Here is a 25,280-nt window from a genome sequence, read left to right as displayed (position 1 = left end):
TTATCAAAAAAAAGTTCATTCTAATAAGAAAAGATAAATTCTTATTAGAAAAAACTTTTTATCTATATCTATGGTTTAATTTTTTGATTTGTGGTTCAATAATTGCAAAAAATACATAGCACAGTGAAAATCTTAAAATTTCAAAACCAAATATTATTGCTGTTGAAGAAACATAGTGACTTTTAAAATTATCTCAAATATCTTCTGCACCTTCTTCGTGTTCATGAAAGAATATTCCTTTAAGATGAGTTACAAGGTGTTCTACTTCTTCGTGATCTTCTTCTCCATAAACATCGGTTACATAGATTATTAAAACTGTAAATATAGTGTAGAAAATTACAACTATCGGTATGAAAAACACTATTGGCATTCATCTTTTGAATAAATCTTTTTTTCTGTTTGGATCTTTATGAATGTATGAATTTCTAAATACTACGTAATATGAAAATCACATAACTCATACAACTAACAAATAACCAAATGAATCAATAAGCATAGCCATTGCAGTGTGGTCTGAATCCATTAATAAATGAAATCAAGGAATAACTACAGCTAGCAAGCTTGAAAATAGCGGTCCTAAACTACCAATTGACAAACAAATAATCAAAATATCAAAATATCTTATTGATAGATTTACATCATTTATCGGTAATCTAAAAAATTTTTCACCTAACATATCAAAAGCACTACCACAGCTTGCTAATGCTAAAAATACCCCCGTTAATGATATTCTAAATATTAAATTACGCTTACTTGTATAAATACTATTAATGATATCAAAGTCTGAGTCTTTAATATCATCATGATTCCCTTTTGAGTCAATGTGATGCTTGTCATGATAATGATCACCTATTTGATCATTTTCTTTATGATCTGGAACATCGTGGTTGTGACTATCATCTTCAGGAGATTTGAATTTATCGTCTAATTCTTTAATCATTTTATTTTTTCCAATCTATAAAAATTATAATTACTTTATGAGTATACATAATGCATTATAAAAAAACAATACTATTTTATAATTATTATAAATTAATTTAAACTAGTATTTTTTGATATATACTTAACAACATCATAAATACTTATAAACAGCAAGAAGTTTACAGTATATTTCAAAACATTGAAACCCATAAGAATTCCCGCATATCACAAATTTTTATATTCTACATACCCATTAAAACCTGTGTAAGATGCGTATCAATCTAAAATAAATGTAAAGTTATATGCAATATTTATCAAACCCGCAAATACTATTGTTATAAATGCAGATGAGCAATATTTAATGTAAAAGCTTTTTTTTCCTTTAATATGCGCTTTTGTGTTTAATAAAAATGAAATTAATATAAAAACACCTAAAACCGACATATCGCTAATATTCATAACTGTAGAACCAACTGGTTCTGGATTCATTCCTAAATACCTAATTCAAGTACCAGGAGTTACTAGTAATAAAGCATAAAATCCGTTAATCATTTTTCAACAAATTAAATAACTTAAAAAATTCAGCTCCACTCTTAAAAAACCAATAATCGAAAGTGGAGTTAACGCTGCATAACTAATTCAAGATAATAAGTAGTTCATAGCTAAAATCATAGACAAAACCGCAACTCTGTAAGGGTTTAATTTAAAATAACTCTTATAGTTTTTTATTTTATATTTTGAAAGCTCTATTTCTATATCATCATTACTTATTATTTCTGACCCATTATTTGAACTTTCTTCTAAGTTTTTTTCAGGTAAATCAGAATTTCTATTTGTTGTCATATTGATCTCCTTTTTTACTTTTTTTCAAATATAGATTGATTTTACTATAAAATTTAAGTGATAAGGAGATTAGTTAAATTATGAAAAATAATGTAATTGAAATGATAGTTGAAATCCCCAAAGGAAGTTCAAATAAATATGAATACGATATGATTAATGGAACAATTAGTTTAGATAGAGTTCTTTATGGAGCTAATTTTTATCCAGGAGAATATGGTTTCATAGATAATACTCTTGATTGAGATGGTGATCCTCTTGACGTTATAAGTCTTGTGACATACCCAACTATGCCAGGAGTTAGAGTTAAAGTGAGAATACTTGGTACAATTAGAATGATTGATGCTGGGGAAATAGATACAAAATTATTTGGTGTATTTAATGATGACCCAAGATTTAACACATATGAAAAGTTAGAAGATGTTCCTCAACATTTAAAAGACGAAATAGAAAACTTCTTTTTACAATACAAAGCTTTGCAAAAAAAAGAAGTTAGAATCGATGGGTGAGGCGATGCAAAAGAGGCTGAAAAAGAAATCAAAGAGTGCAAAGAAAGATTTGAAGAATACAAAGATAGATACTTGCAACCAGATGGTAAAGAAAAAATTATGGCAGAATGAAAAGAAAAAGGTCTTGGCCAAGCATAATAAAAAACATTCTTATAAAGAATGTTTTTTATTACTTAAATTATTTTTCATACTTTTTGAATTTTTTGAAAGTAAAGCTAAGAATAATATTTTAAAATAATCAATTACAATATATTGTAATAAACAAACAATAAATACAAACACAGCTAAAAAAACCATATAAATATTTACTAAGAAAATATTTATATCAGAAATATCTAATCCTATTAAATCTGAAATAAATTGTATTATATAATTCATTGATAAATATATCCCTAATGTGTATTTAGAAATATAATTTATAATTTCACTTTTCAAATTCAAATTATAAAAAATTGTGAATAAAAAAACATGAAGAATCATAGCGATTATATTATTTTCTTTAAAAAAAAACCTATATCCATTATGTCTTTTGAGCTTAATTTTACAAAAAATATAAAAATATCATTGAATAAAATTAAAGTGATCAGTAGTAAACAGCTCACTCGAAGAAAGTTTTTACTTATGATAACTTTAGATAAATAAGTTTTTGAAAAAGATCCGAATAAAGCCATCAAAAGTATCCAAAAAGTATTATAAGGTATATAAATAATGTCGTTAAAAGAGATTATAATAAGAATTAATGTCAGTACCAAAATATATATTTGTCATTTCACATTGACAAGATATTTTGAAATAAATATGTATATAAAATAAACAAATATCATTCCAAAAGCATATCACCAGGTTTATATTACATCGTGGTTAATATAACCAAAATTATCTACTTTATAATAAAAATGATCAATTAAATATACCATCAATAAAATAAAAAGATAGTAAAAAATTATATTCAACAAATATTTTGTAAATTTTTTTACGCAAGAATATATTTCTTTTCCGACCATAAAAAAACCGGTTATAAAGGCAAAAGTTGAAATGTGCATGATACTGACAGGCAATAAACCTGAGAACACATAGAAAATATTAGTATCATGATTATAGCCTCAAACATGGTTTAAAATAACAAAATAACACAGAATTATTCTTAATAGTTCTAATGATGAATTACGCTTATTCATATTTCTCCTTTATATAATCATTTTAAAATAATTATATAAAGGAAATAAAAATTTATCAAAGTTAAATTTATAAATTTGTAAAAGGTCCTAAAAATTTTAAGTTACTTGTTTTGGAATTAATTTTAAAAAGACTAAAATAAAGTTTCGTGATCTGTAAAGCAAAGATTCTGGCTGTTGCTAAATCACTTTTATAACCAGCCAATTCTTCATCTACAAATTTAATAAGTTTTCTTTCATACATTGATTCTAAATTTAGTTTACTTTTGGCTGCTAAAAATTGAAAACTTATATAAAATAAAAATGCAAATATATCTATTACATCAAGTATATGATAGCTTCAAATCAAATATAAATATGAGCTAGATATGTCTTCTTCTTTTAAAATAAATTCTAAAGTAAAAAACAAACAAAAATTCAAAACTATTACTAACAGGTAAATAAACATAAACATAATTTGCAATTTATATGCTGCTAAATTATATTTTTTTATAAAACTTTCTTTTTTATAAAGACAAGCATTATATCAAATACTTCCTAATAAATAGTCTAATTCATAACCAACACTAGGCATGACTCACTTTGGAATTTCGATAATTTTTTTTCTTGCATTTAGCATATTGCCAACATTGCAATAACTTTCAGTTTCTCCATATTTAATTTGAAGGTCTTCAATATCTAAATATTTTTTGAATTTTTCAATAATTTCACTAATTTTCCCAGTAGATATGTTTATGTCGGCTGAGTTTATTTGTACTATTTTTATATTTGAATAACTAATAATATTAAAAATTTTAATTGTTACTAGTGAGACCAATGTTAAAATACTACCTAAAAAAACAATATTAAACATGTTTTCTCCCCTTTAATTTCTATTATTATATCAAATTATATAGTTCATTATCTTTTGTATTTATCAAAAAGAAACTTAATTTCAGGCTTTAATTCATTCACTTTTTTAACATCATAAACGCTTTGTACATTTCTAACTATGCAATGACTAGACATAAATGCACTCACAAAAAACTTACCATCTTTGTAATTAATCGGCTTTAAAGAACCACCAGCTGTAATTCCAGCTGCAAAAAATCTCGTTCTATTATCTGCCACTAAATCTATATCTTCTAAAATAGTCTCAAAATCAATTTTATGCTTATCAACTCAGGCTTTTTCTTTTTGAAATCTTTGACTAGTTTCTGCTTCATTGGGTCAAATATCTTTATAAGGAACTAATCTACATTGCATTTTACAGCCAGAAGATATGGCAAGTGATGCCATTAAACAACCTTCTGGTGCACCACCTATTCCATACACAAAGTCTGCTTCGCCATTTACAACATCAATTGCTGCTAAAACATCACCGTCTTGTATTGTTCTGACTATTACGCCTAATTCAATAAGATCTTGTATAACTTTTTGGTGTCTTGGTTTGTCAAGGATTATTCCTTTTAGGTCTTTTTTGTTAGCCCAGGTTTGCATAGATTTTATATTTTCTAGTATACCAAGTTTTAAATCTATACAGTTCAAGAAGCTATCGCTAACAAAAAACTTTTCCATGTACATTTCTGGAATTTGTAACATGGTATTTTGCTTAGAAATACTAATAGCCGATACACTACCAGCAAAATTATAAGCCGAAGGGTATGTACCCTCAACAGGGTCTACTGATGCATCGAATGTTGGTGCATCAGGATTATTTGTATCACCTAAGATTTGTCCGACAAATAACATTGGTGCATTGTCGAGTTCTCCTTCACCATTAACAACTCTTAGTTTAAAACCTTTTTCATTTTTTAACATTATTTCAATCGCTTCTACAGCAGCTTGATCTATTTCGTTTTTATCTTTTTTTCCAATATATTTATATGTTGCAATCGCTGCAACCTCAACAGCTCTTAACAATACAGTATCTTTATTCATCTAGTTATCTCCAATATAAAAATTTTATAACAAACAAAAAAAATATGTCTTAATAAACTGGGAAAAATAAATTCTACACTAGAAAGAGGTGTAGAATTTTTTATGTCAAAAAACCTAACTGTAGAAGAATGAATGAAAATAATTCAAATATATAAAAAACAAGGAATTCAAATTGCAGAACAAGAATATCGTATAATTAAAGCAAAACAGATTAAATTTTCACAATTTATTAAAAAAAGAATAAAACAAAAAACTTATTTAGTAGATAATTATGGTATGAAAAGTTTAAATAGAAAAAAAGGCTCTGGAAGATACAAAAAAAGAGATGATTCTGATATTCCAGGAATAATTAGTGATCTAACTGAAGAGCAAAAAAGAGAAATAATTGAAGATTGAATAAAAAGTCAGAGAGATAAAAAGGAAAGAAATGCGATTAGCAAAATAAAATCTCTAAACATAAGTATGAAAGCAAGAATTATATCAATGCATAGAACAACATTTTACAAAAAACCAAAAGTTAGAAGATATAAATACAATAATTTAAAAAACACAGTTGAAGAAATATTAAAGGAGTCCAAGTTTATATATGGTAGCAGAAAAATAAGTGTTTTATTAAAAGAAAAACATATGTCAATCAACGATAGAACTTTAAGGCACTATCTAAAAAGATGAGGTTTTATAATTAAAACCCGAATTAAAAAAAGACAAGCAGAATCAAAAAATATTAATACTAAATTTAAGGATTTAGTGAAGCGCAATTATAATCCTACTATAGACAATATAATTGCTACTGATGTTTCTTACATTCCGGGTTTGGTAGAAGGAAATAATTACTATTTATCTGCAGCTATTAGTCATAAAACTAAAAAAATTGAATCATGATGTTTATCAAAAAACAACAACTCGCAATTAGTTATAGATACTTTAAATAAAATTAATAAATCAAATTTTATATTACATTCAGATCATGGCTCTCAATACTCTAGTAATGAAGTTATAGAATTGGTAAAACAAATGAATTGTCAAACTTCAATGAGCAGAGTTGGCAATTCCTTAGATAATAGAGAAATAGAGTATTTTTTTAGTTGTTTAAAAGGTGAGTATCTAAATCACATTAATACAAACAAAATGAATATTGATGAAATTTATAATCATATAGATTGATATATAGATTGATATAATAATAAAAGAATACAAAAAATTTTGAATTGAAAAACGCCAGCTACTGCCGGCGCTATTATTTAAAACTGTAGAATTTGTTTTTCCCAGTTTATAAAGACATAATGTTTTTAAAAAAAAAATTAAACTACATTATGATAAACGTTTTGAACATCTTCTAATTCATTTAGTTTATCAATTAATTTTTCAAATTTTGCTTTTGCTTCTTCATCAGTTATTTGAATATCTTCATCAGCCAACATTGTTGTTTCAGCCATACTGTAATCTTTTATTCCAGAATTATCAAGTGCTTGCTTAACTTTATTGAATTCATTAAATGGAGCATATACCGTTGTTAAACCTTCTTCTTCAACAACATCGCTTACTTCACAGTCTGTTTCCATTAGTAATTCTAATACTTCTTCGACGCTTTTATCCTCAAAAGCAAACACACTTGTTGCCTGAAATGAGTGAGAAACTGCTCCTGCATTTGCTATTTTTCCACCATTTTTATTAAAGGCATCTCTAATTTCTGCAATTGCTCTATTCACATTAGTTGTTAGAGAATCAACAATTATCATTGAATTTCCAGGACCATAACCTTCATATCTATTAGATACAAAACTTTCAGCATCTCCACCTTCAGCTCTTTTTATAGCTCTTTGTATTACATCTGCAGGAACTTGCTTAGATTTTGCCTTGTCCATTGCGCTTCTTAAAGCTAAATTTGAATCTGGATCTGTACTTCCGTTTTTTGCTGCCATATAGATTTCTTTGGCAGCTCTACCATATATAGCAGACTTCATTGCTGCTGTCTTTGCCATACTTTGTTTTCTGACTTCGTGTGCTCTTCCCATATTAACCTCTTTTTTTATTCTTTAAAATTTTACAACATTATTTTATTTAAGCAAAATAAAAATTTAATTATATTTATTTTTTTAAACTTGGATTCATAGAATAAATTTTGTTCATTATTATTTCCATTTTTTTATTTAAGTCATCATGTTCTGCATCAATAACTAAAAAATTGAACATACTTTTTCGTTTTTCATAGTAATCATCATATCTATTATTAAGAACTTCTCAATATTCTCTTGGTGTTTCTAATTCTTGAACCCTTCCTCTTTCTCGAATTCTCTCTATTGCTTTATCAGTAGATAATTTTAAGTAAATAACTAAATCAAATTCAGATCTATTTCCTAAATTGGGTATAATAACATTTTCATAAAAATCATTATATGTTTTGTAATCTATGTCGCTCATTGTTTTTAAATCATGATTAACAGCTACAAAAATTGGGTCTTCTAATATTGTTCTATCAAAAATTACATTTTCTAATTTTTTTGCTTCTAACAATTGTTTACTTCTTGCAGTAAGCATGAATATTTGCATCTTAAATACATTAGCTTCCATATCTTTGTAATAATCATCAAAATAAGGATTATTATCAATAGGTTCTGGAAAAATTCGATATTTTAATATTTTTGATATCTCTTCACTAATTGTTGATTTTCCCGCTCCAACTGTACCAAATAATGCAATTCTCATAACATTAAATCCCTTTCTTTTTTGGTCCTGATGAGTATAGTCCATAAAATTGCTTAACTTCATGAAACTTCAATGGTCTAAATTTTCCAATTTCTACATCTTTTATTTCTAAAAACTCAATTTGTGTTCTTTTTAATTTTTTTAAATATATATCTGCAGCTATGAGCATTTTTTTTACATGATGCTTTTTACCTTCAGCAATTGTTAACTCTATTATAGATTCATCAAACTTAGGATCATATTTTATTAAATTAGCATATAAAGCCTTAGTTTTATAACTATCATCAATAATAACTCCATTTATTAAATTTTTTATTTGCACTTTAGAGACATTACCTTTACATAAAGCTTGATATGTTTTTCTAAATTCATATCTTGGGTGCATTACAAAGTTTGCAAATTCGCCATCATTTGTCATTAATAACGCTCCACTAACATCATAATCTAATCTCCCAACTGGGAAAAGTCTTATTTTTGAATCTTTAAAGTAGTCGGCCACTGTTGGTCTACCTTTAGGGTCACTCATAGTTGTTAAAACCAATCTTGGTTTATTAAATAGGTAATATACTTTTTCTTCAACTTTTTTAAGTTCCTTATTATTAATTTGAATTTCAACATTAGGATCAAAACTAGACCCCAATTCTTTTATGACTTCTCCATTAACTTTTACTCTTCCTTGAGTAATTAAATTTTCTGCTTGTCTTCTTGAGCAAAATCCTCTAGAAGCGATGATTTTTTGTAATCTTTCCATTTTTTATTCCCGTCCAAAGATGTCTTTATCTTGTTCAAAACTATCTTGTAGTTTTGGCAGATCATCCAAACTATTTAAGTTAAAATACTTTAAAAAGTCTTCTGTTACTTTATATAGTGTTGGCTTTCCTACTTCTTCACTTTTTCCAGCATCAGTGATTAAATTTCTTAATTTCAATTTATAGAATATAGCATCACAACCTACCCCACGAATTGTTTCAACGGCTGCTTTTGTGATTGGTCCTTTATAAGCTATTATCGACAGTGTCTCGATGCTTGCTGTAGATAGCTTCGTTTCTGTTTTCACGTTTGTTAGTCTTGCATAAAAGTCAGCATTTTGTTTTTTTGTTGTCATTCTATATTTTGATTTTGCAAACTTTTGAATATCTAGACCTGATGATTTATCTTTTTCATATTTAGCTATCAAGTCTTCAATAACTTTTTCAACATCATCATCATTTTCTAATTCTAATATAAATTTCAAATCCTCTAAAGAGGTACCTTCATCACCATTGACAAAAAGTAAACCTTCTGCAATGGCCATTTTCTTATCAAAATCCATACTACTTATTCTCCTTTTTCAAGATATTTAACCATAACATCATCATTTTCTTGATATACACTAATAAATTTTTTTGATGCAAGTTCCAATACTGCTAAAAATGTTGCAACCAACATTCTAAGAGAGTAATCTTTTTGTTGTATAAGTTCTTCAAGTTTTATAATTTCAATTTTTCTTAAAGATAAAAATTCTTTAATGTCTTTTGCAATTTCTTCTGGAGATACTTCTTCAGTAGTTAGAATATTTGTCTCAATATTATTAAACTTGGCTTTTTCAATTGCTTTTAGAAAAATTTTAGAAAACTTGTCAATATCAATTGTATTTGGCGCTAAAGGAAGTTTATCGTCGTCTACTTTTGTAATTTTTATAACAGTTTTTGGTTTACTATATACTTTCAAACCCTCAAGTTGTTGAATTTTGAAGAACTCAGTAACTTCTTTTATTTTATGATATTCTATAAGTCTTGTTAGCAATTCTTCTCTTTGTTCAGCTTCATAATTAGAGTCAATTTCGACTTCTTCTTTTGGGATTAGCGTTCTTGACTTAATTTCTAATAAAGTTGTTGCCATTACCAGATATTCACTTGCAATTTCTATGTCATCTTCTACAACTTGTTTTATGTAATCCAAATATTGGTTAGATAAATCAATTAAATTAACTTCCATTATACTTACTTGTTTTTCTTTAATCATATGCAACAACAAGTCTAATGGTCCTGTAAAATTATCAAGTTGAACTTCCCTTCATCTTTCCTTCAAAATGGTTACTCCTTATTTTCTAAACTACCTTCTTTTTTCAAGTCTTTCAAGTTCTTCTCTAATTTCAAGCTCATTTTTTAATGTACTGCTTAATGCTAACATAATTCTACCAATAATTATAAATAACAATTCAATCGAGAAAGTTATATTATATTTTTCAATTGGATCTGTAAAATCATGCTCTAGTGTATTTCTTAATTTTCTAATATAGTGTCATGCTTTCGAATAAGTTATATTTTCAATAACATCACATAATTTTTGAAAATGCGCTACATCTTTTGTTAAAAAAGATATATCCTTAGTAAAATCAGTAAAAAACTTCAATGAAAGTTCACTTACATCTACTTTTTTATGCTTAAGATATTTTTCATTTAAATGTCTTGCTATATATGTAAATTTATCAAAAACTGTATATAAGTACTTAAAAGTTTCATTTTGTTGATGAAATTCAATTGAATTAATACCATACATTGATTGATAATTAGTTAAACTATCATATTTATAACTTTTTTCTAAAAAATATCTAACAATGCTTTTGATTTCAACAAAAATAGAAAAATTAAACATTTCTGGATCACTATATAAGGCTTTTTCTAAAGCTCTTTTGCAATTAGACATATAATCATGCATATTCTTTTTTGTTAAATCTTTTAGAGGTTTATCAACTGTAATATCAATAAATCTATATGACTCTTCACAATAGTGAACTAGTCTTTCAACAATAATATCTTGGCTAAAAAAAGTATCGTCAATGTATTCACCGATAACTTCAAGATAGGTTTGGAGCTCTTTAATTGAGTTATAACCTTTTGTTGCTAATATTTTGTTGATGCCCACAACGTCTTTCAATGTAATCTTTTCAGCCACAAAATCACCCCTACTTTTTTATTATAACTTAAAACCATTATATTTAAAGATTTTAAATCTTATTCAAAATAATTCTAAAAAAACTTTTTCATAGTATTTTACTAATTACTTTTATAGATTTTTATATGTTAATATTGATTATATTAAATATAGTTTATGAGGTAGTAGGAATGGTTCATAGAAAAAAAACAAAAACAGTTTTTGTTGGAAATGTTCAAGTTGGAGGAAACGATAAAGTAGTTATACAATCTATGACAACAACAAAAACCCACAATATAGAAGAAACTCTAAAACAAATTAATCAATTGTATCAAGAGGGTTGTGAAATAGTAAGGGTAGCTGTTTTAGGAATAAATGATGCACAAGCATTAAGTGAAATAGTTGAAAAAAGTCCAATTCCAGTTGTCGCAGATATTCATTTTAATTACAAATTTGCCTTAATAGCTGCAGATGCGGGCTGTGCAAAGATTAGAATCAATCCTGGTAATATTGGTATAGAGGAAAACACTATATCAGTTGTGGAAAAGTGTAAAGAAAAAAAGGTACCTATCAGAATAGGTATTAATTCAGGTAGTTTGCCTAAAAAATTAGTTGAAAAATATGGTTGAACATCAAAATGCATGGTGGAAGCATTGAGAGAACATATAGATATTTTAGAAAAACATAATTTTTACAACATAATATACTCACTAAAATCAACAGACCCACTAATGGCGATACAAGCATACGAAATGGCAAGTGAAATATGAGATTATCCTGCTCACATAGGTATAACTGAGGCTGGTAGCCTTCTAAATGGTGCTATTAAATCTAGTTTTGGACTAGGGTATTTATTGTATAAAGGAATTGGTTCAACTATTAGAATAAGTCTTAGTGAAGATCCAATAATGGAAATAAAAGTTGCAAAAAGACTTTTAAATTCAATGGACTTGTTCGAAAACATGGTTGAAGTAATTGCTTGCCCAACATGTGGTAGATTAGAATTTGGACTAAGTGAAGTAGTAAAAGAAATAGAGGACTTTGTAGAAACTCTTCATTTTCCTCTAAAAGTTGCAATATTGGGATGTGTTGTTAATGGTCCTGGAGAGGCAAGCCAAGCAGATATAGGTATAGCAGGTGGTAGAAATGGTGGAATAATATTTAAAAAAGGAAAAATTTTCAAAACTGTTCAGCAAGAACAGTTAGTACCCGAATTAAAAGAGCTTATAATGGAATACTATGAAATATGAAAACAACAGCAATAGCTGTTGTTTTTAAGCAATTTTACCATTTGAAACATCCACTTTGGTTTTTGCTTTTAACATAATTTGTTTTTTTAGAATTGTTTTTAAATTTTGAGTTGCCAATCTATAATCTGTGAAGTCGGCCATTAATTTTGCATTTGTGTAGAAATAAATTAAAGTTGCAAATAATACTATCACTGAGCAACAAGCAAAAATTATTGTCACTGTGTTTCCGTATGTTTGATCTAACTCATTTAAGTTCAAATTTTCATTATAAGAATCACTTAAATTGGGCATTTTTCCATATAAGGACTTATTTTGTGAAACTAACGGTTGCTCAATAACTTCTACTATGAATTTACCCAAATAAAGTGAACTCCCATAAAAACCCGTTACAGGATTTTTTGGTGCACGATAATTTCAAAACATACATAGAGAAAATAAACTATACATAAGTTGATTAAAACTTATGCCTATAAAAATATTTAAAATAATAAATACATAAGGATTTTTTACAAATGCTAAGATAGTGTATGCAAAGAACAGTAAAAATAGATTTATCATAAATAAATACTTTTGACCAAAATATTTCATCAAATATTTATATATAAAATATGAAACTAAAAGTGACGGTATTACAGTTGCATAACCTGAGATTCTAACTCACAAATTTGCAGCCTCAGAATTTTTATATATTTCCCAAAGTTTTAATGATAAAAAATCTGTAATCAAAATTGAGTTTGCTAATGAATATGATAGTGATAGCAAGAGAACTATTGTGTAAATGGCTAAAAAGTTTCAATTGCTTTTTTTAGGCAATTGATCTATCACATCCGAATCAAACACCCCTGCTAAGTTTTTATTTTCTTTATTTATAACCGAAAAAACCAACAAAATAATACCTACAACTATTGCAAGTGAATTAAAAATAGTAAAATTAAAATTTTTAAATATGACAGTCTGGATATCTCCAAAATATACTCCCAAAATACTGCCAACTCCGATGAATGTATAACAAATTCATGTAACTGGCAATGTGTTAATTCTATAGTAAAATTGCTCATTTAAAAGTAAATTATGAATTGTTGAAGTTGATAAAAGTAGTGAATACAATATTGACAAAATTGTAAATGTATATAAATCAATTTTAACTGTTAATAATATTATAGATGTTAGTATTAATCCCGAATAAGATAAACAAGTTCAGAACTTTCTCATTCTTATGACACCTGTGTAAAACGTTGCTAATGGTTTTAAAAAAATTGTAAATATACTTGAACTTAATAAAATCAATAATATATATGTTGTTGGAGATAAATCAGATGCCATATAATTTAAGCCCTTAGATAATTGATAACCAACAAGACTTGCAAATATTCAAAATACTAAAATACCCAATAAAAAAAATCCTGCGCTATGTTTGATTTTTTCTTTGTATATTACAAAGCCTATAACCGCAAAGCAAGTAATAAATAATATAGGTAGAAGTACCACTATATCTCAATTCTGCATATTTTCTCCTATTTTTCTAAACTTTATTTTATTACAAATAATAAAATTCCACAACTAATGTGGAATATTTATAGACTCTATTTTCTTATCGTTAATACTTGCTTTTTCTGATTTATTTTTTAAAATTTTTATTTCTTTTCTGATTTTTTTAATGTCATTATGAACTTTTAAAAGATATAAGCTAGATTCATTATTATAGTCTTGTATTTGATCCATAACAACTAAATTTTTACCAACTTGATAGTTATAATGAGCTAGTCCCTTATATTGTCTATCATTAACAATCACAATGTATGTAATACAATATATGCTAAAAGTTAAAAATATAACTGGTGATATAAAAACTAATAATATGTCAATTGCAAATAAAATATTTGCATTATTAAGTCCTGATTCTTCAAATAAGTAAATTTTTAAAATTTTTGTGATTTTTTCATTGCCACTTAAATTATTAAAACTATTTTCATTAAATAGAACCACCGATTTTGTAACGAAAGATATCAAAGGTATTAATAAAGATAAAACAAAAAGTATTATTAAAGAAATGGTCATTTTTTTAAATTTTCTATAAACCTTAGAATCTTTTAACTTACTTTGATCAAACCTATTATTTTCTTCAAAGATTGTCATTGTATTTTGGTCTTCATTATCATAATATTTAAAATTTTCTGCAAAATTTTCACTAATTTTTTGTTGTTTATTGTAGTTATCAATCAATTTTTTAGTATTTAAAGCATCATCTTCATTAAGATTTGCATTATTTTCTATCGCTTTATCTGCTCTTTTAGTTAATCCAACTACAACTTTTTGATTGGCGTCTAAAATAAAATCTTTTTCAGCCTTATTTTGAAAATTATTGTTTGAATAAGTTTTTTCAAAATTGATGAATTGAGGGTTTTTGACAAAAGATTTTGAAAGTTTTTCTTGTAATTCTTGTTTTTCCATTAGATGGTCGGCCATTGTCAATTGACCCATATTTTCTTCAGCTATATCTACCTTTTGTTCCTCTTTTTCTACATTTATGTATAATTGGTTTTTATTTTCATCAAATTTATTTTCAATTGTAGGTTCATTATTTGAGTCACTTTTTATATCCTGATTACGTTGAATACTTGTATAATCTTTGTCTACTTTATTTTGGATTTCTTCAAAAGTGCTTTTTAAATTAAATGTTTTTTCATCTTTGTCAAAATTTTTATTTAAAGTTTCTTCAAAAGTTTTGGGGTTATCAAAAGGCTTTGCATTTGTATCTTTATCAATGTCAAAAATTGAGTGATGTGTTTTTTCATCACTAATGTTTTCTTTTTGATCATCTAAAAATATCTCTTCTTTAATATCTTTATTAAAACTAGTGTTTAATGTTTCAGTAGTATTTTGATGTATATTAGTATTTTCCAATATGCTGTTATTAGTTTTTTCAGAATTATCTAAATTATTAGTTTGTATTTCAACATTTTGAGTATTTTCATTATGATTTGTTTCATAATCATATGCGTCTTTTGTGTTAGTTTGATCATCTTTTTCGATAAATTGAGCTTTGTCTAAATTTTCTATTGGCCTTGGTTTAATTATAGTCTTATTGTCAATTGTTTCTTCTTGAAAAATATTAGTTTCGTTCTTTGCCTCTAAATTTTCGTTAAAAATATTAGTATTTTCATCAGGTATTTGAGTTTTTATCTCCCCAATCGGGTTTATATCACTTAATGTTTCATCAACGCGATTATTTACATCATCATACCCAGAAATAAAGTTTCTTCTAGAAGTATAATGAACTTGATGTTCGGGAATTTGAAAGTTTTCAACTATATTTTTGTATACATTTTCTTTTTTAATCAAAACTCTATCATCCTTTGAGCCTATTTCATCTTCATCTATTTTTTCTAATTCAATGTCAATGTCTCTAAAATTTGTTTCTTCAGTTCCCAAACCAAAAAAATTCTCGGTGTCATCATCATCCAAATCATTAAATAATGCATTTATGTATTGTGTATCTTCTAAACTTTCAAGTTCTGCTTCTTTCTCAGCTACTCTTCTTGGTTTAACTTCAACTTCTTTAACTTCACTTGCATTTATATTTATAATTTCTGAAGTTAAAATATTTTTTATTTTAAGAAAAGTCAAATGCCCATTTGAAATTTCTTTTTCTTGCATGTCTATAATTACTCAATTTTCACCATTATAAGACACCAAAACGCCCAATTTAAAACCCATATTAGCACCTCTTATCATTAGTATAAACTAAACAGATATTATTTCAATACCTTTCTTTTTAGCAAAAAAAGCATAAAAAAAGTGGTACCCACTTTTTTATATTTTCATAAGATCTTTTTCTTTTTCTTTTGTTGAATCATCCAACTTAGATATGTATTTATCTGTTAATTTTTGAATTTCAGTTTCTCCATATCCTTTGTCATCTTCTGTCAAATCAGACTTTTTAATTTTTTCGTTAGCATCTCTTCTTAAGTTTCTAACTCTAACTTTATATGTTTCTAATTCTTTGTGAACTTTTTTTACTAAATCTTTTCTGATATCCTCAGTTAGTGCCGGTATTTTAATTCTTATTAAGTCTCCTTCACTAACAGGATTGATACCCAAATCCGCTTTATTAATTCCTGCAACAACGCTTGCTATTTGACTTCTGTCATATGGTTTAACAACCAGTTGTTGTGGTTCGGGTGAAGATATTTGCCCAGTTTGTTCAATTGGTGTTGGTGTACCATAAAAATCTACCATAACACCTTTTAGCATACTTGCATTTGCTCTACCTGTTCTTACTTTTGATAAATATAAACTATATGAATCAATAACCTCAGTCATTTCTAATTCGGTATTTTCTAAAATATTTTTTAACATTATATAATCCCCTTTTTTTATTTAATGTATGTTGCTTCTAGATCACCATGAGCAATTTTTTTTATATTATCTTTTCCATTCATATCAAAAACAACTATTTCTAATTTTCCATCTCTAGCTAAACTAGCAGCTGTTGAATCCATAACTTGCAGTCTTTTTACAACTAAATCATGAAAAGTTAATGATTCTAAAAATTTAGCATCTTTATTTGTATTTGGATCTGAATCATATACACCTTTTGTACCATTTTTGGCCATAAGTAGTGCATCCGCTTGTATTTCTATGCCTCTTATGCAAGCACCAGTATCGGTTGTAAAGTAACTAAATCCTGTACCACCAGCGAATATTACTATATAACCTTCTTCTAGTTTTTCTCTTGCATGTCTATAATTATATGAACTAGTTACTGTTCTAATTTCTAATGATGAATAAACTTTAACTTTTTCAAACCCCATTTTCTTAATTGTTGCTTCAAAAGCTAAAGCATTCATTATTGTCGCAAACATTCCCATATAGTCTGCGTCAATTCTTTGTAATTCAAGAGTTCCTGCAAGTTTACCTCTTCAAATATTTCCTCCACCAACAACTACACCAATTTGTAAACCTTCTCTAGAAAGTTCTATTACTTGTCTTGCCGTGTTTTCTAATTTTTCTTTATCATATATTTCATCGCTATTTCCCTTTAATGCTTCTCCAGAGATTTTTAATAATACTCTTTTAAAATTTAATGCCATATGTACCTCACTAAAAAGATTATAGCAAAATGTTTTTTTATAATACAAAAAAAGTTTATTAAAAGACAAATTTTATTTAGATAAAATAAAAAATAGTTTAAATTTTGCTAAAAATTAAACTATTTCTAAAATAGAAAAAATATTTATTATTAAAAATTTATTATTTAAACTATTTAATAATATTGATATAAGTTTTGTAAAAATTTTATTATCAATAACTAACTTTGAAGTAAGTATAAAACTTAACTATTAATTACTACAATAGTGATTAAAAACGAAATAGGTGCTTAATGATTTTTTTACGCTTTTAAATTTTTATTTATAAATGTTTTTTTACCTTTTTATACTTTATTGCTTTCACTAGTTGAATTTATCTCTTTTTCAACTTCCAATACTACTTCTTCATTTTTTTCTGTGTTTTTGTCAAAATATCTTTCTTTAATAAATTCTAACCCTTTACAAATTGGTGGCACTATTATTTGTAAAGTCACAAAATCTGTAATAGTGTTAAATGAATTATATATTGCAGAATAACCTCACATTCCTTCTCATATAAAAGAGTATCATGGTTCTTCCCCTAATGCTGATGGGTTTAATCAATAAATTACACCTGCTATAATACGAGATATATATAAAATGAATATTGGTGCGCTTACAAATATTACCCAACTAAATATTTCGTAATATTTATTTTTAACTTTTGTGTTTGGTTTAAAGAACCCAGCTACAAAAAAGCTTGTTGTAGGTAGTCAATAATCAAAAAAGTATTGTGGAAATGTATTGATAGCAGTTCCTGGCATAATTACTGTTAAGCTCGCAGCCAAAATGCATAATGTTAGCGAACCTAAAATAGGTAACGAAAATGCTCCAAAAAACAATACAATGTATTTTAAGGAAATGGTGATTCAAAATGGTAGTGTTGGAACTAAACCCGATATAAAATCAATAAGTAAAAATAATGCTAATAATAATCCTATAGCAGTAATGTCAAACACAGTTCAACCTTTTGGTTTATATCCATTAATATTTTTTACATACCAACCTTCTTTTAAACCCAATATAATGGCATAAATGATTCCCTCAGGGCTTAATGATAAAAATGAAAAAGCTAGCAATTTTATTTTATTTTCAGAGTCAAAAATAAAAAATAAAAAAAATGATGCAGTAATTAATAGTAATGCTAAACTTGAAGCTATAAAGGCAAAATAAACAAAACTCTTTTGTGTAACTGACAGCGGAATGATTGAACCATCATCATCATATTGATTTGCATTTAGAACTACTGTCATCAAATAAATAACGCCAGCAACAAAACAAATTATTCTAATCAATGAAATAGAAATGAATGTAATGTTACTATTTAATTTGTTTTTTTTCATGAATTTAACCTCCACGAAAAAAGCAGAATGATCTTTTTAAGGACTTCCTACGCTAGTATTAACTAGATCAGGTTCAAAGAGTATTTCTCAAGCATAAAACGCTACCTCTGCCTTTTTCATATTTATTTTACATTTAAAATTGATAATTTAATATAAAAAAATGCTTTTATTGTTAAAAGCATTTTATATTTATTTATCTTCTTTATTATTCTCAGTTTCTGTTTTTTTATTTACGGGTTTTTCTGCATTATCAGAAACCTTTTTACTTTCAGCTTCAACCGTTTTTTTAGCTTCAGTTCTTTTGATTATGTTTTCTTGAACTTCCAATTTAATCTTTTTGTTCTCTTCTATCAAATAATCTTTTTCATTTCCTTCTTCTACTTGATAGTTCAATTCAGATGCATTTTTTAAAATAAATTCACCCATCAATGTACCTAACTGATAAGAGTATTTTTTAAGTGAACTTCTTCCTTCAATAAAGTTTATATAAATTTTATTTACAGATTTATCAACAATAAATTTTTTTACTTTTAATCTTTTTATTGATCCACCATAAAATAAAATTTGTTCTTCTTCAAAAGATGCTCAAACATGTGGTTGCATATAAATGCTTAAAGCATACCATACTGCTATTAATGCAAAACATATACCTATTAATGTTCAAGCATATGTATTGGCTTGGTCTGGATCATCAAAAATGTTTTCTCCAAAGTATATAACCAATCCGACTGAGCTAAGTATTAAGGATATAATAGGAAGAACTCATAAAATAGAGAAGTTTAACTTATTGACAAGTTTTTTTCCAGGACTTTTTTTATAATTAAATACTAAAAGTACTCCATAAGCAACAGGAATAAATACAATTACTAATTGGACAACAGCAATTAATAACATATTTGTTTGGTCTAAATGACCGCTAGTTCAAGATGCTAATAACATATTAATTCACTAACCTTTCAATTGTGCTGCAACTTCTGAAGCGAAGTCTGTTACAACTTTTTCAATTCCTTCTCCTACTTCGAATCTAAACATTTGTTTCAAAGTAGCTTTTTTAGAAGCAATAAATTTTCCAACAGTTTGTTTTTCATCTTTAACAAAAGGTTGATCTAATAATGTTACCTCAGCAAGTTTTTTATTTAACTTCCCTTGTAATATCCCCTGAGCTATATTTTCAGGTTTTCCAGTTAAATCGGTTGTTTCTTTTATTATATGCATTTCTTGATCTTTAAAATCCTGAGAAATTTCATCACTTGACAAGTATTTTGGCCCCATGGCAGCAACGTGCATACATACATCATATGCGTCCTCGCTTGATATGTCTCCTTCAAATTGTAGTAAAACTGCAATTCTTTTGTTGGCATGATTATATATTGCAATTGTGCCACCTTCGACTGAAGCAACTCTTCTTAATTCAATTTTTTCACCAATGGTTGCTGTAGCACTAATACATGCTTCTTTGATAGAAGAACCTGATGCAAGTTTTAAATCTAATGCACCCTCTAAATCACTAACATTACTGTTTAATAATGCTTCTGATATTTCATCTATTAAAGCCATAAATTTTTCATTTTTTGATACAAAGTCAGTTTCTGAGTTAACTTCAAAAACGATACCTCTTTTACCATTTGTTTTAGCAAAAGACACTCCTTCAGCTGCTACTCTATCAGCTTTTTTAGCTGCTTTTACTAATCCATTTTCTCTTAATCAAACAACTGCTTCTTCAATGTTTCCGTTTGTAGCTTCCAAAGCTTTTTTACAGTCCATCATTCCAGCTGATGTCATTTCTCTTAATTCTTTTATTAATTGTGGTGTTACTGCCATTATTATTTTTCCCCCTAATTATTTGCTTTCTTCACTTGAAGAAGCTGCTGAAGATTTTGCATCAGCATTTTCTTTCTTACTTGATACATCAGCTATTGGTGCTGATTTTGATGAGTCAGCTCTATCAGCTGATCTATTATCTGAATATCTTCCTTCAGCATTTCTTGAATAATTTTGGTTCGGTCTAACTTCATCTTTTTTCTGTGCAACAACTTTTAAATTACTTGGTTGCATTTTGATTCCTGCTGCATCAGCATAAACATCAACTACAAAGTTAACAATAATATTTATTGATTCTTGAATATCATCATTTGCAGGTATAACATAGTCAACCATGTCTGGATCAACATTTGTGTCACAGATTGCAATGACTGGTATTCTTAATTTTCTTGCTTCTTTAACTGCTATTTCATCAGTTTTTGGATCAACTACAAACATTGCTGCAGGTAATTTATGCATTTGTTTAATTCCACCTAAAGTTTTTTCTAATTTAGCTTTTTCTTTTCTTATTAGAATTTGTTCTTTCTTTGGTCTCAAATTAATTTTTCCTGTTTTTTCTTCATTTTCAATATCTCATAGAGCTTTAATTCTTAATGAAATTGTTTTCATATTAGTTAAAGTTCCACCTAATCATCTTGAGTTTACGAAGAAATTACCACTTCTTAATGCAGCTTCTTTTACTGCACTTTTAGCTGATCTTTTTGTACCTACAAAAATAATTTTTTCTTTTTTTTGTCCAATTGAAGTTACTAATTTTTTTACATCTTCTAATCTTCAAATAGTTTGTTGTAAATCAATAACATGATTTTTATTTTTTTCACCATATATATATGGTTTCATTTTTGGATTTCAACGTTTTGTTTGGTGTCCAAATTGAGCTCCAGCTTCTCACAGCTGTTCTCTTGTTAAGTCTTTTGCCATTCTTTTTCCTCTTTCTGTTAAAATTTGTTATTCTTCCAAATGGTTCTAACATTTACCACCTATATGATTAAAATAATAGGCACTGGGTAAATGAATTCCCAAATGTGATTGCATACCCTAAAAAAGTTATATACAACAATATGAGTATAATTAAAAAATAGAACAATATCAAGTAATAACATAATTCAAAAAAAAATTACTTTTTGTTAATTTAGACTAAAATAATAATGAATAGAGGTGCTAAATGAAAAAAATATTAATGGTTGGAACAGGTCATATGGGGGAAGCTATTTTAAAGGTTTGGGCCAAAGAATTGGATAAACTTGAATACAAGTTGATTATATTAAACAGAAATATAGAAAAATCAAAAAAATTGGCTAAAACATATGATTGTAATTATATTGAAAGTATAGAAGATATAAACAAAGTAAATCCCAATATTATAGTTCTTGGATTTAGACCATCAGATGGTCATAATTTTTTATCTTCACTAAATTTAATAAATCAAAAAGATAAACTAATCATTTCTATGTTGAATGCTTTTGAAATAGAAAAAATAAGTAACTATTTTAGTCAAGATATTAACATAATAAGAATAATGCCAAATATGAATGCGGCGCTTAAAAAGTCTACTACCGCTTACATAAAAAAAGGAAAAAATATAAATTTAATAAATTTTGGTATTTGGTTAATATCTCTTTTTGGAAAAGTATACGAGTTAGAAGAAGATAATTTTCCAAGTTTTGTATCATTGACTGGCTCAGCTCCTGCATTTATTTACGAATTTATAAAAGGATTTAAGGAATTTGCTTTAAAAAGCAATTATGATGAAAAAATCTCAAATGATTTTATAAAAGAAACAATTATAGCTTCCACTGAACAAGCACTAAATAATGGTATTCCTTTAGATAAACTAATTGGTGAAATAATTGTTCCTGGTGGTCCAACTGAAGCCGGTCATAATGTGTTAAAAGAAAAAAAATTTAAAGATATTCTTGTAAATTGTTTACAAGAAGCTAAAAAAAGAGGTTAAAAAAATATAAAAAAAATATAATATATATTAATAAATTATATTTTTTATTTATGTGGTGCAAACGGATCTACAACAGCTAATGTGTCAGGGTTTTCGCGTTTCGCCATTTTTTTATCAATTTCATAATGATTTGAATTAGACATATTAATTCAATCTATCAAGTCATGTGTTTCAGAAATTTCTTCATAGAAATCTATTACAAATCACTCATAAAATTTCAAAGTTGTGAAATCTTTAAGTTCTTTTGCATTTAAAGAAAATTCATCAGTCATTTTAGCAAAATGTTTACGGTGTTCAACATATGTTTTCAACACATCGATAATGCTGTTACATTTTACTTCATCTACTTTAATAGACGGTATTTCATAACTTTCATTTCTGTCTAACAAATAGTTCATTATTCTTCTTTGATGCACAAATTCATCTTGTGCTTGTACTTGAAAGAAATGAGTAAAGCCAGGATAACCTAATTCATTACATTTTTTACTTAAACCATAACAAATAAATTGCATTTTTGCGTGTTCTTCAATGTACTTGTTCAAATCAGTTAATATTTGTTTTTCCATATTTATTTACCTCCCAACTACATTCTACTCAATAAAAACAAATAGTCAATTTAAATATTACTTTATAAATTTATTTACTCATTATTATTTTATTTTAGTTAGTTTTACAAGCGATTTTGCATATATTTCCATCATTTTTTTAAGATCTTCAATTTTAACATACTCATTGTATGCGTGCATTGTTGATTCTTCTAGGTCAAATTCTGCACCAAATGCAATCATGTTTGGCATAGACTTTGCAAATGTGCCCCCACCAATTGCAATGGGTTGTGAATCAAAATCTCCAGTTACTTCTTGATAAACTGACATAATATTTTTCACAATATCACCGTCTTTTGAAAAATAAACTCTATCCTCTATTTTTTTTACTGTTAATTCTATATTATATTGTTTTAAAAAATCTTTTAATTTTTGATTTACTTCTTTATCATAGTCTCTTGTACAAGGAATTCTAAAATTAAAAGTGTATAAAAATTTTTCTTTATTTAAGTCGATAATTCCATTACAAGCAGTTAGTCCTCCAGTTTCATCTGTTAAATCGCCAAAAATTTCTTTCATTTCAAAATTATCATGAGAGTATTTAGCAACAAATTGCACTAATGGATGTGTAAAACCAATTTTATTCAAAACATATAATAAAGAGCTAGAGGCGGCAACTCCTTTAAAAGGTAAACTACCATGCGAACTTATTCCTTTAACCCATAAAAGTCCATCTTTTTCAAAAAAATCTATGTTCAATTTTTTTAATTCTACTTTGATTTCTTCTGTTTTTGGTCCTTTATAGCTAACCAAATCATTAACAGCATTATAAACTTCTCCACCTTTAATTTCAAAATCACAGTTGAAATTTCCTGTTAAATCCACATCACTAATTCACTTCTCAGCATACACAACTGGAAAATGTCCATCTGGAACATATCCTAAGTCACATAATCTTTCGTTTTTTACATATGCTTCCATGCACTCTCACGTTGTTTCTTCACTTGTACCAAAAATAAATCTTATTGTATAATCTGGTTCAAAACCATTATCAATTAAATATTTAAATGCAAATAAATTCATCATTGTTGGACCTTTATCATCAAAAGTTCCTCTCCCAAATAATTTTCCATCAATTACTTTGGGTTGAAATGGAGGGTTATGCCACTCACTTATATTTCCAGGTGGAACAACATCTAAATGACAAATAATTCCAAATAGTTTATCTTTTTTTCCATAATCTGCATAACCATATTTATAATCATCAGATATAAAAGTTTCAAAACCTCAGCTTTTACACAATTCAATGCAATGCGAAAGAACCTTTCTTGTATCTTTGTGAACAGGACTTCCAACCGCCAATTCTCTTCTATAAGATGGAATTGAAACTATTTTTTTTGTTTCCTCTACAGCTTCATCAAAATATTGATTCAGCAAAATATCTTTATTAACTTTCATTCTTTTCTCCTTGTCGCTTTATAAAATTATACTTTTTTACAAATAAAAAAGCTCCTATAATGGAACTTTTTTTATTTAGAAATTTCTTGTGGTACAACAATAGCTCTTGTTCTGTTTTTACCAAATCTTTCAAACTTAACAATACCTGAAACTAATGCAAATAAAGTGTCATCTCCACCTCTACCAACATTATTACCAGGATGAATTTTTGTTCCTCTTTGTCTGAAAATTATTGATCCCGCTTTAGCAAATTGACCATCAGCTTTTTTAGCACCTAAACGTTTTGATTCAGAATCTCTTCCGTTTTTAGTTGATCCCACTCCTTTTTTAGAAGCAAAATACTGTAAACCTAATAAAAATCTCATTTAGAACACCTCCTCTATTTTAAAATTTTTTGGATACTGAACTTCTATTGTCTTTAGTTGTATTAACAAAAAACTTATAACATTTTTTACATATTCAGTACTTTTTTTTATTTCAATAGTTACTAAATTTTCTAAAACATTTAGTTCTACTTCATTTTTAAAGATTTGGTCGAAACCATTCAGTGCACCATTAACTATGGCTGTTATACCGGCACAAACTAGATCATTACCATATTTTGCAAAATTAGCATGACCATTAATCTCTATTTTATTAATAGTTTGATCTTTAAAATAAATTTTTGCAAAAACCATTATTTTTCCTCTGGTTTTTTAGGTGTAGCTTTTGGTTTTGGAGCGGCTGTTTTTGGTTCAGCAGGTTTTGCTGCTGGTTTTGGAGCGGCTGTTTTTGGTTCAGCAGGTTTTGCTGC

At 27.0% G+C, this 25,280-nt stretch carries 27 protein-coding genes and 1 riboswitch; of the genes, 4 read left to right on the top strand and 23 right to left on the bottom strand.

Annotated elements, in window-relative coordinates:
• Positions 1-58 precede the first annotated feature (58 nt).
• Positions 59-940, bottom strand: a complete 882-nt coding sequence (locus tag SHELI_RS01355; RefSeq protein ID WP_069115991.1) for an ECF transporter S component — start codon at positions 938-940, stop codon at positions 59-61.
• Between the two features lie 92 nt (positions 941-1,032).
• Entirely contained in the window at positions 1,033-1,764 is a 732-nt protein-coding gene (locus SHELI_RS01350; RefSeq protein ID WP_069115989.1) for a hypothetical protein, read from the bottom strand.
• An 80-nt stretch (positions 1,765-1,844) separates the two neighbouring features.
• On the opposite strand from SHELI_RS01350, the gene SHELI_RS01345 reads away from it, so the two are divergent.
• Positions 1,845-2,408 (top strand): inorganic diphosphatase, encoded by a 564-nt coding sequence (locus tag SHELI_RS01345; RefSeq protein ID WP_084449227.1) that lies wholly within the window; start codon positions 1,845-1,847, stop codon positions 2,406-2,408.
• Positions 2,409-2,420: 12 nt separating this feature from the next.
• Here the strand turns inward: SHELI_RS01345 and SHELI_RS01340 are convergent, their stop codons facing one another.
• From SHELI_RS01340 to SHELI_RS01325, 3 genes are all read right to left on the bottom strand, one after another.
• Positions 2,421-2,648 (bottom strand): hypothetical protein, encoded by a 228-nt coding sequence (locus SHELI_RS01340; protein WP_069115986.1) that lies wholly within the window; start codon positions 2,646-2,648, stop codon positions 2,421-2,423.
• Positions 2,649-3,515: 867 nt separating this feature from the next.
• Entirely contained in the window at positions 3,516-4,298 is a 783-nt protein-coding gene (locus SHELI_RS01330; RefSeq protein ID WP_069115984.1) for a hypothetical protein, read from the bottom strand.
• A gap of 47 nt (positions 4,299-4,345) precedes the next feature.
• Positions 4,346-5,365, bottom strand: a complete 1,020-nt coding sequence (locus SHELI_RS01325; RefSeq protein ID WP_069115983.1) for a fructose-bisphosphatase class II family protein — start codon at positions 5,363-5,365, stop codon at positions 4,346-4,348.
• Between the two features lie 102 nt (positions 5,366-5,467).
• Here SHELI_RS01325 and SHELI_RS05905 point away from each other — a divergent pair, with 102 nt between their 5' ends.
• The gene (locus tag SHELI_RS05905) at positions 5,468-6,610 is read left to right on the top strand and encodes an IS3 family transposase (protein WP_084449221.1); all 1,143 of its coding nucleotides are present in this window, start codon (positions 5,468-5,470) and stop codon (positions 6,608-6,610) included.
• Positions 6,611-6,666: 56 nt separating this feature from the next.
• On the opposite strand, the gene SHELI_RS01315 is transcribed toward SHELI_RS05905, so the two are convergent.
• The 6 genes from SHELI_RS01315 to SHELI_RS01290 all read right to left on the bottom strand — a co-directional run bounded on the left by SHELI_RS01315 (position 6,667) and on the right by SHELI_RS01290 (position 11,008).
• Positions 6,667-7,380, bottom strand: a complete 714-nt coding sequence (locus tag SHELI_RS01315; protein ID WP_069115982.1) for a YebC/PmpR family DNA-binding transcriptional regulator — start codon at positions 7,378-7,380, stop codon at positions 6,667-6,669.
• Positions 7,381-7,453: 73 nt separating this feature from the next.
• Positions 7,454-8,071: a deoxynucleoside kinase gene (locus tag SHELI_RS01310; protein ID WP_069115980.1), complete on the bottom strand. Its 618-nt coding sequence runs from the start codon at positions 8,069-8,071 to the stop codon at positions 7,454-7,456.
• A gap of 4 nt (positions 8,072-8,075) precedes the next feature.
• The gene (locus tag SHELI_RS01305; RefSeq protein WP_069115978.1) at positions 8,076-8,822 is read right to left on the bottom strand and encodes a pseudouridine synthase; all 747 of its coding nucleotides are present in this window, start codon (positions 8,820-8,822) and stop codon (positions 8,076-8,078) included.
• A gap of 3 nt (positions 8,823-8,825) precedes the next feature.
• Positions 8,826-9,383, bottom strand: a complete 558-nt coding sequence (scpB, locus tag SHELI_RS01300; protein ID WP_069115977.1) for an SMC-Scp complex subunit ScpB — start codon at positions 9,381-9,383, stop codon at positions 8,826-8,828.
• 5 nt (positions 9,384-9,388) lie between these two features.
• Positions 9,389-10,141: a segregation and condensation protein A gene (locus SHELI_RS01295; RefSeq protein WP_084449226.1), complete on the bottom strand. Its 753-nt coding sequence runs from the start codon at positions 10,139-10,141 to the stop codon at positions 9,389-9,391.
• A 24-nt stretch (positions 10,142-10,165) separates the two neighbouring features.
• Positions 10,166-11,008: a hypothetical protein gene (locus SHELI_RS01290; RefSeq protein ID WP_069115974.1), complete on the bottom strand. Its 843-nt coding sequence runs from the start codon at positions 11,006-11,008 to the stop codon at positions 10,166-10,168.
• Between the two features lie 170 nt (positions 11,009-11,178).
• Between SHELI_RS01290 and ispG the strand changes: the two genes are divergently transcribed.
• Positions 11,179-12,252, top strand: a complete 1,074-nt coding sequence (gene ispG, locus SHELI_RS01285; RefSeq protein ID WP_069115973.1) for a flavodoxin-dependent (E)-4-hydroxy-3-methylbut-2-enyl-diphosphate synthase — start codon at positions 11,179-11,181, stop codon at positions 12,250-12,252.
• Positions 12,253-12,261: 9 nt separating this feature from the next.
• Here the strand turns inward: ispG and SHELI_RS01280 are convergent, their stop codons facing one another.
• From SHELI_RS01280 to rpsB, 8 genes are all read right to left on the bottom strand, one after another.
• Entirely contained in the window at positions 12,262-13,743 is a 1,482-nt protein-coding gene (locus SHELI_RS01280) for an MFS transporter (RefSeq protein ID WP_069115972.1), read from the bottom strand.
• A 54-nt stretch (positions 13,744-13,797) separates the two neighbouring features.
• The gene (locus SHELI_RS01275; protein WP_069115970.1) at positions 13,798-15,954 is read right to left on the bottom strand and encodes a hypothetical protein; all 2,157 of its coding nucleotides are present in this window, start codon (positions 15,952-15,954) and stop codon (positions 13,798-13,800) included.
• A gap of 96 nt (positions 15,955-16,050) precedes the next feature.
• Entirely contained in the window at positions 16,051-16,596 is a 546-nt protein-coding gene (gene frr, locus SHELI_RS01270; RefSeq protein WP_069115969.1) for a ribosome recycling factor, read from the bottom strand.
• A 17-nt stretch (positions 16,597-16,613) separates the two neighbouring features.
• The gene (gene pyrH / locus SHELI_RS01265; protein WP_069115968.1) at positions 16,614-17,330 is read right to left on the bottom strand and encodes a UMP kinase; all 717 of its coding nucleotides are present in this window, start codon (positions 17,328-17,330) and stop codon (positions 16,614-16,616) included.
• A gap of 341 nt (positions 17,331-17,671) precedes the next feature.
• Positions 17,672-18,709: an energy-coupled thiamine transporter ThiT gene (locus tag SHELI_RS01260; RefSeq protein WP_069115967.1), complete on the bottom strand. Its 1,038-nt coding sequence runs from the start codon at positions 18,707-18,709 to the stop codon at positions 17,672-17,674.
• 26 nt (positions 18,710-18,735) lie between these two features.
• Positions 18,736-18,828: riboswitch (TPP riboswitch) on the bottom strand.
• Positions 18,829-18,898: 70 nt separating this feature from the next.
• A complete protein-coding gene (locus SHELI_RS01255; protein ID WP_069115966.1) occupies positions 18,899-19,648 on the bottom strand; it encodes a hypothetical protein in 750 nt (249 codons plus the stop codon).
• A 9-nt stretch (positions 19,649-19,657) separates the two neighbouring features.
• A complete protein-coding gene (gene tsf / locus SHELI_RS01250; protein ID WP_069115965.1) occupies positions 19,658-20,530 on the bottom strand; it encodes a translation elongation factor Ts in 873 nt (290 codons plus the stop codon).
• An 18-nt stretch (positions 20,531-20,548) separates the two neighbouring features.
• Positions 20,549-21,451 (bottom strand): 30S ribosomal protein S2, encoded by a 903-nt coding sequence (rpsB, locus tag SHELI_RS01245; protein ID WP_069115963.1) that lies wholly within the window; start codon positions 21,449-21,451, stop codon positions 20,549-20,551.
• A 244-nt stretch (positions 21,452-21,695) separates the two neighbouring features.
• Here rpsB and SHELI_RS01240 point away from each other — a divergent pair, with 244 nt between their 5' ends.
• Positions 21,696-22,484 (top strand): pyrroline-5-carboxylate reductase family protein, encoded by a 789-nt coding sequence (locus SHELI_RS01240; RefSeq protein WP_069115961.1) that lies wholly within the window; start codon positions 21,696-21,698, stop codon positions 22,482-22,484.
• 44 nt (positions 22,485-22,528) lie between these two features.
• Here the strand turns inward: SHELI_RS01240 and SHELI_RS01235 are convergent, their stop codons facing one another.
• The 4 genes from SHELI_RS01235 to SHELI_RS01220 form a co-directional block, all read right to left on the bottom strand.
• Positions 22,529-23,050: a ferritin-like domain-containing protein gene (locus tag SHELI_RS01235; protein ID WP_069115960.1), complete on the bottom strand. Its 522-nt coding sequence runs from the start codon at positions 23,048-23,050 to the stop codon at positions 22,529-22,531.
• Positions 23,051-23,134: 84 nt separating this feature from the next.
• On the bottom strand, positions 23,135-24,487 hold the full coding sequence (locus tag SHELI_RS01230) for a Sapep family Mn(2+)-dependent dipeptidase (protein WP_069115958.1): 1,353 nt from the start codon (positions 24,485-24,487) through the stop codon (positions 23,135-23,137).
• A 71-nt stretch (positions 24,488-24,558) separates the two neighbouring features.
• Positions 24,559-24,852, bottom strand: a complete 294-nt coding sequence (gene rpmA, locus SHELI_RS01225) for a 50S ribosomal protein L27 (protein WP_069115956.1) — start codon at positions 24,850-24,852, stop codon at positions 24,559-24,561.
• Entirely contained in the window at positions 24,853-25,164 is a 312-nt protein-coding gene (locus SHELI_RS01220) for a ribosomal-processing cysteine protease Prp (protein WP_069115955.1), read from the bottom strand.
• Between the last annotated feature and the right edge of the window lie 116 nt (positions 25,165-25,280).

It is taken from the genome of Spiroplasma helicoides (assembly GCF_001715535.1).
Lineage (GTDB): Bacteria > Bacillota_I > Bacilli_A > Mycoplasmatales > Mycoplasmataceae > Spiroplasma_A > Spiroplasma_A helicoides.
This window is presented reverse-complemented; position numbering and strand designations above follow the sequence as displayed.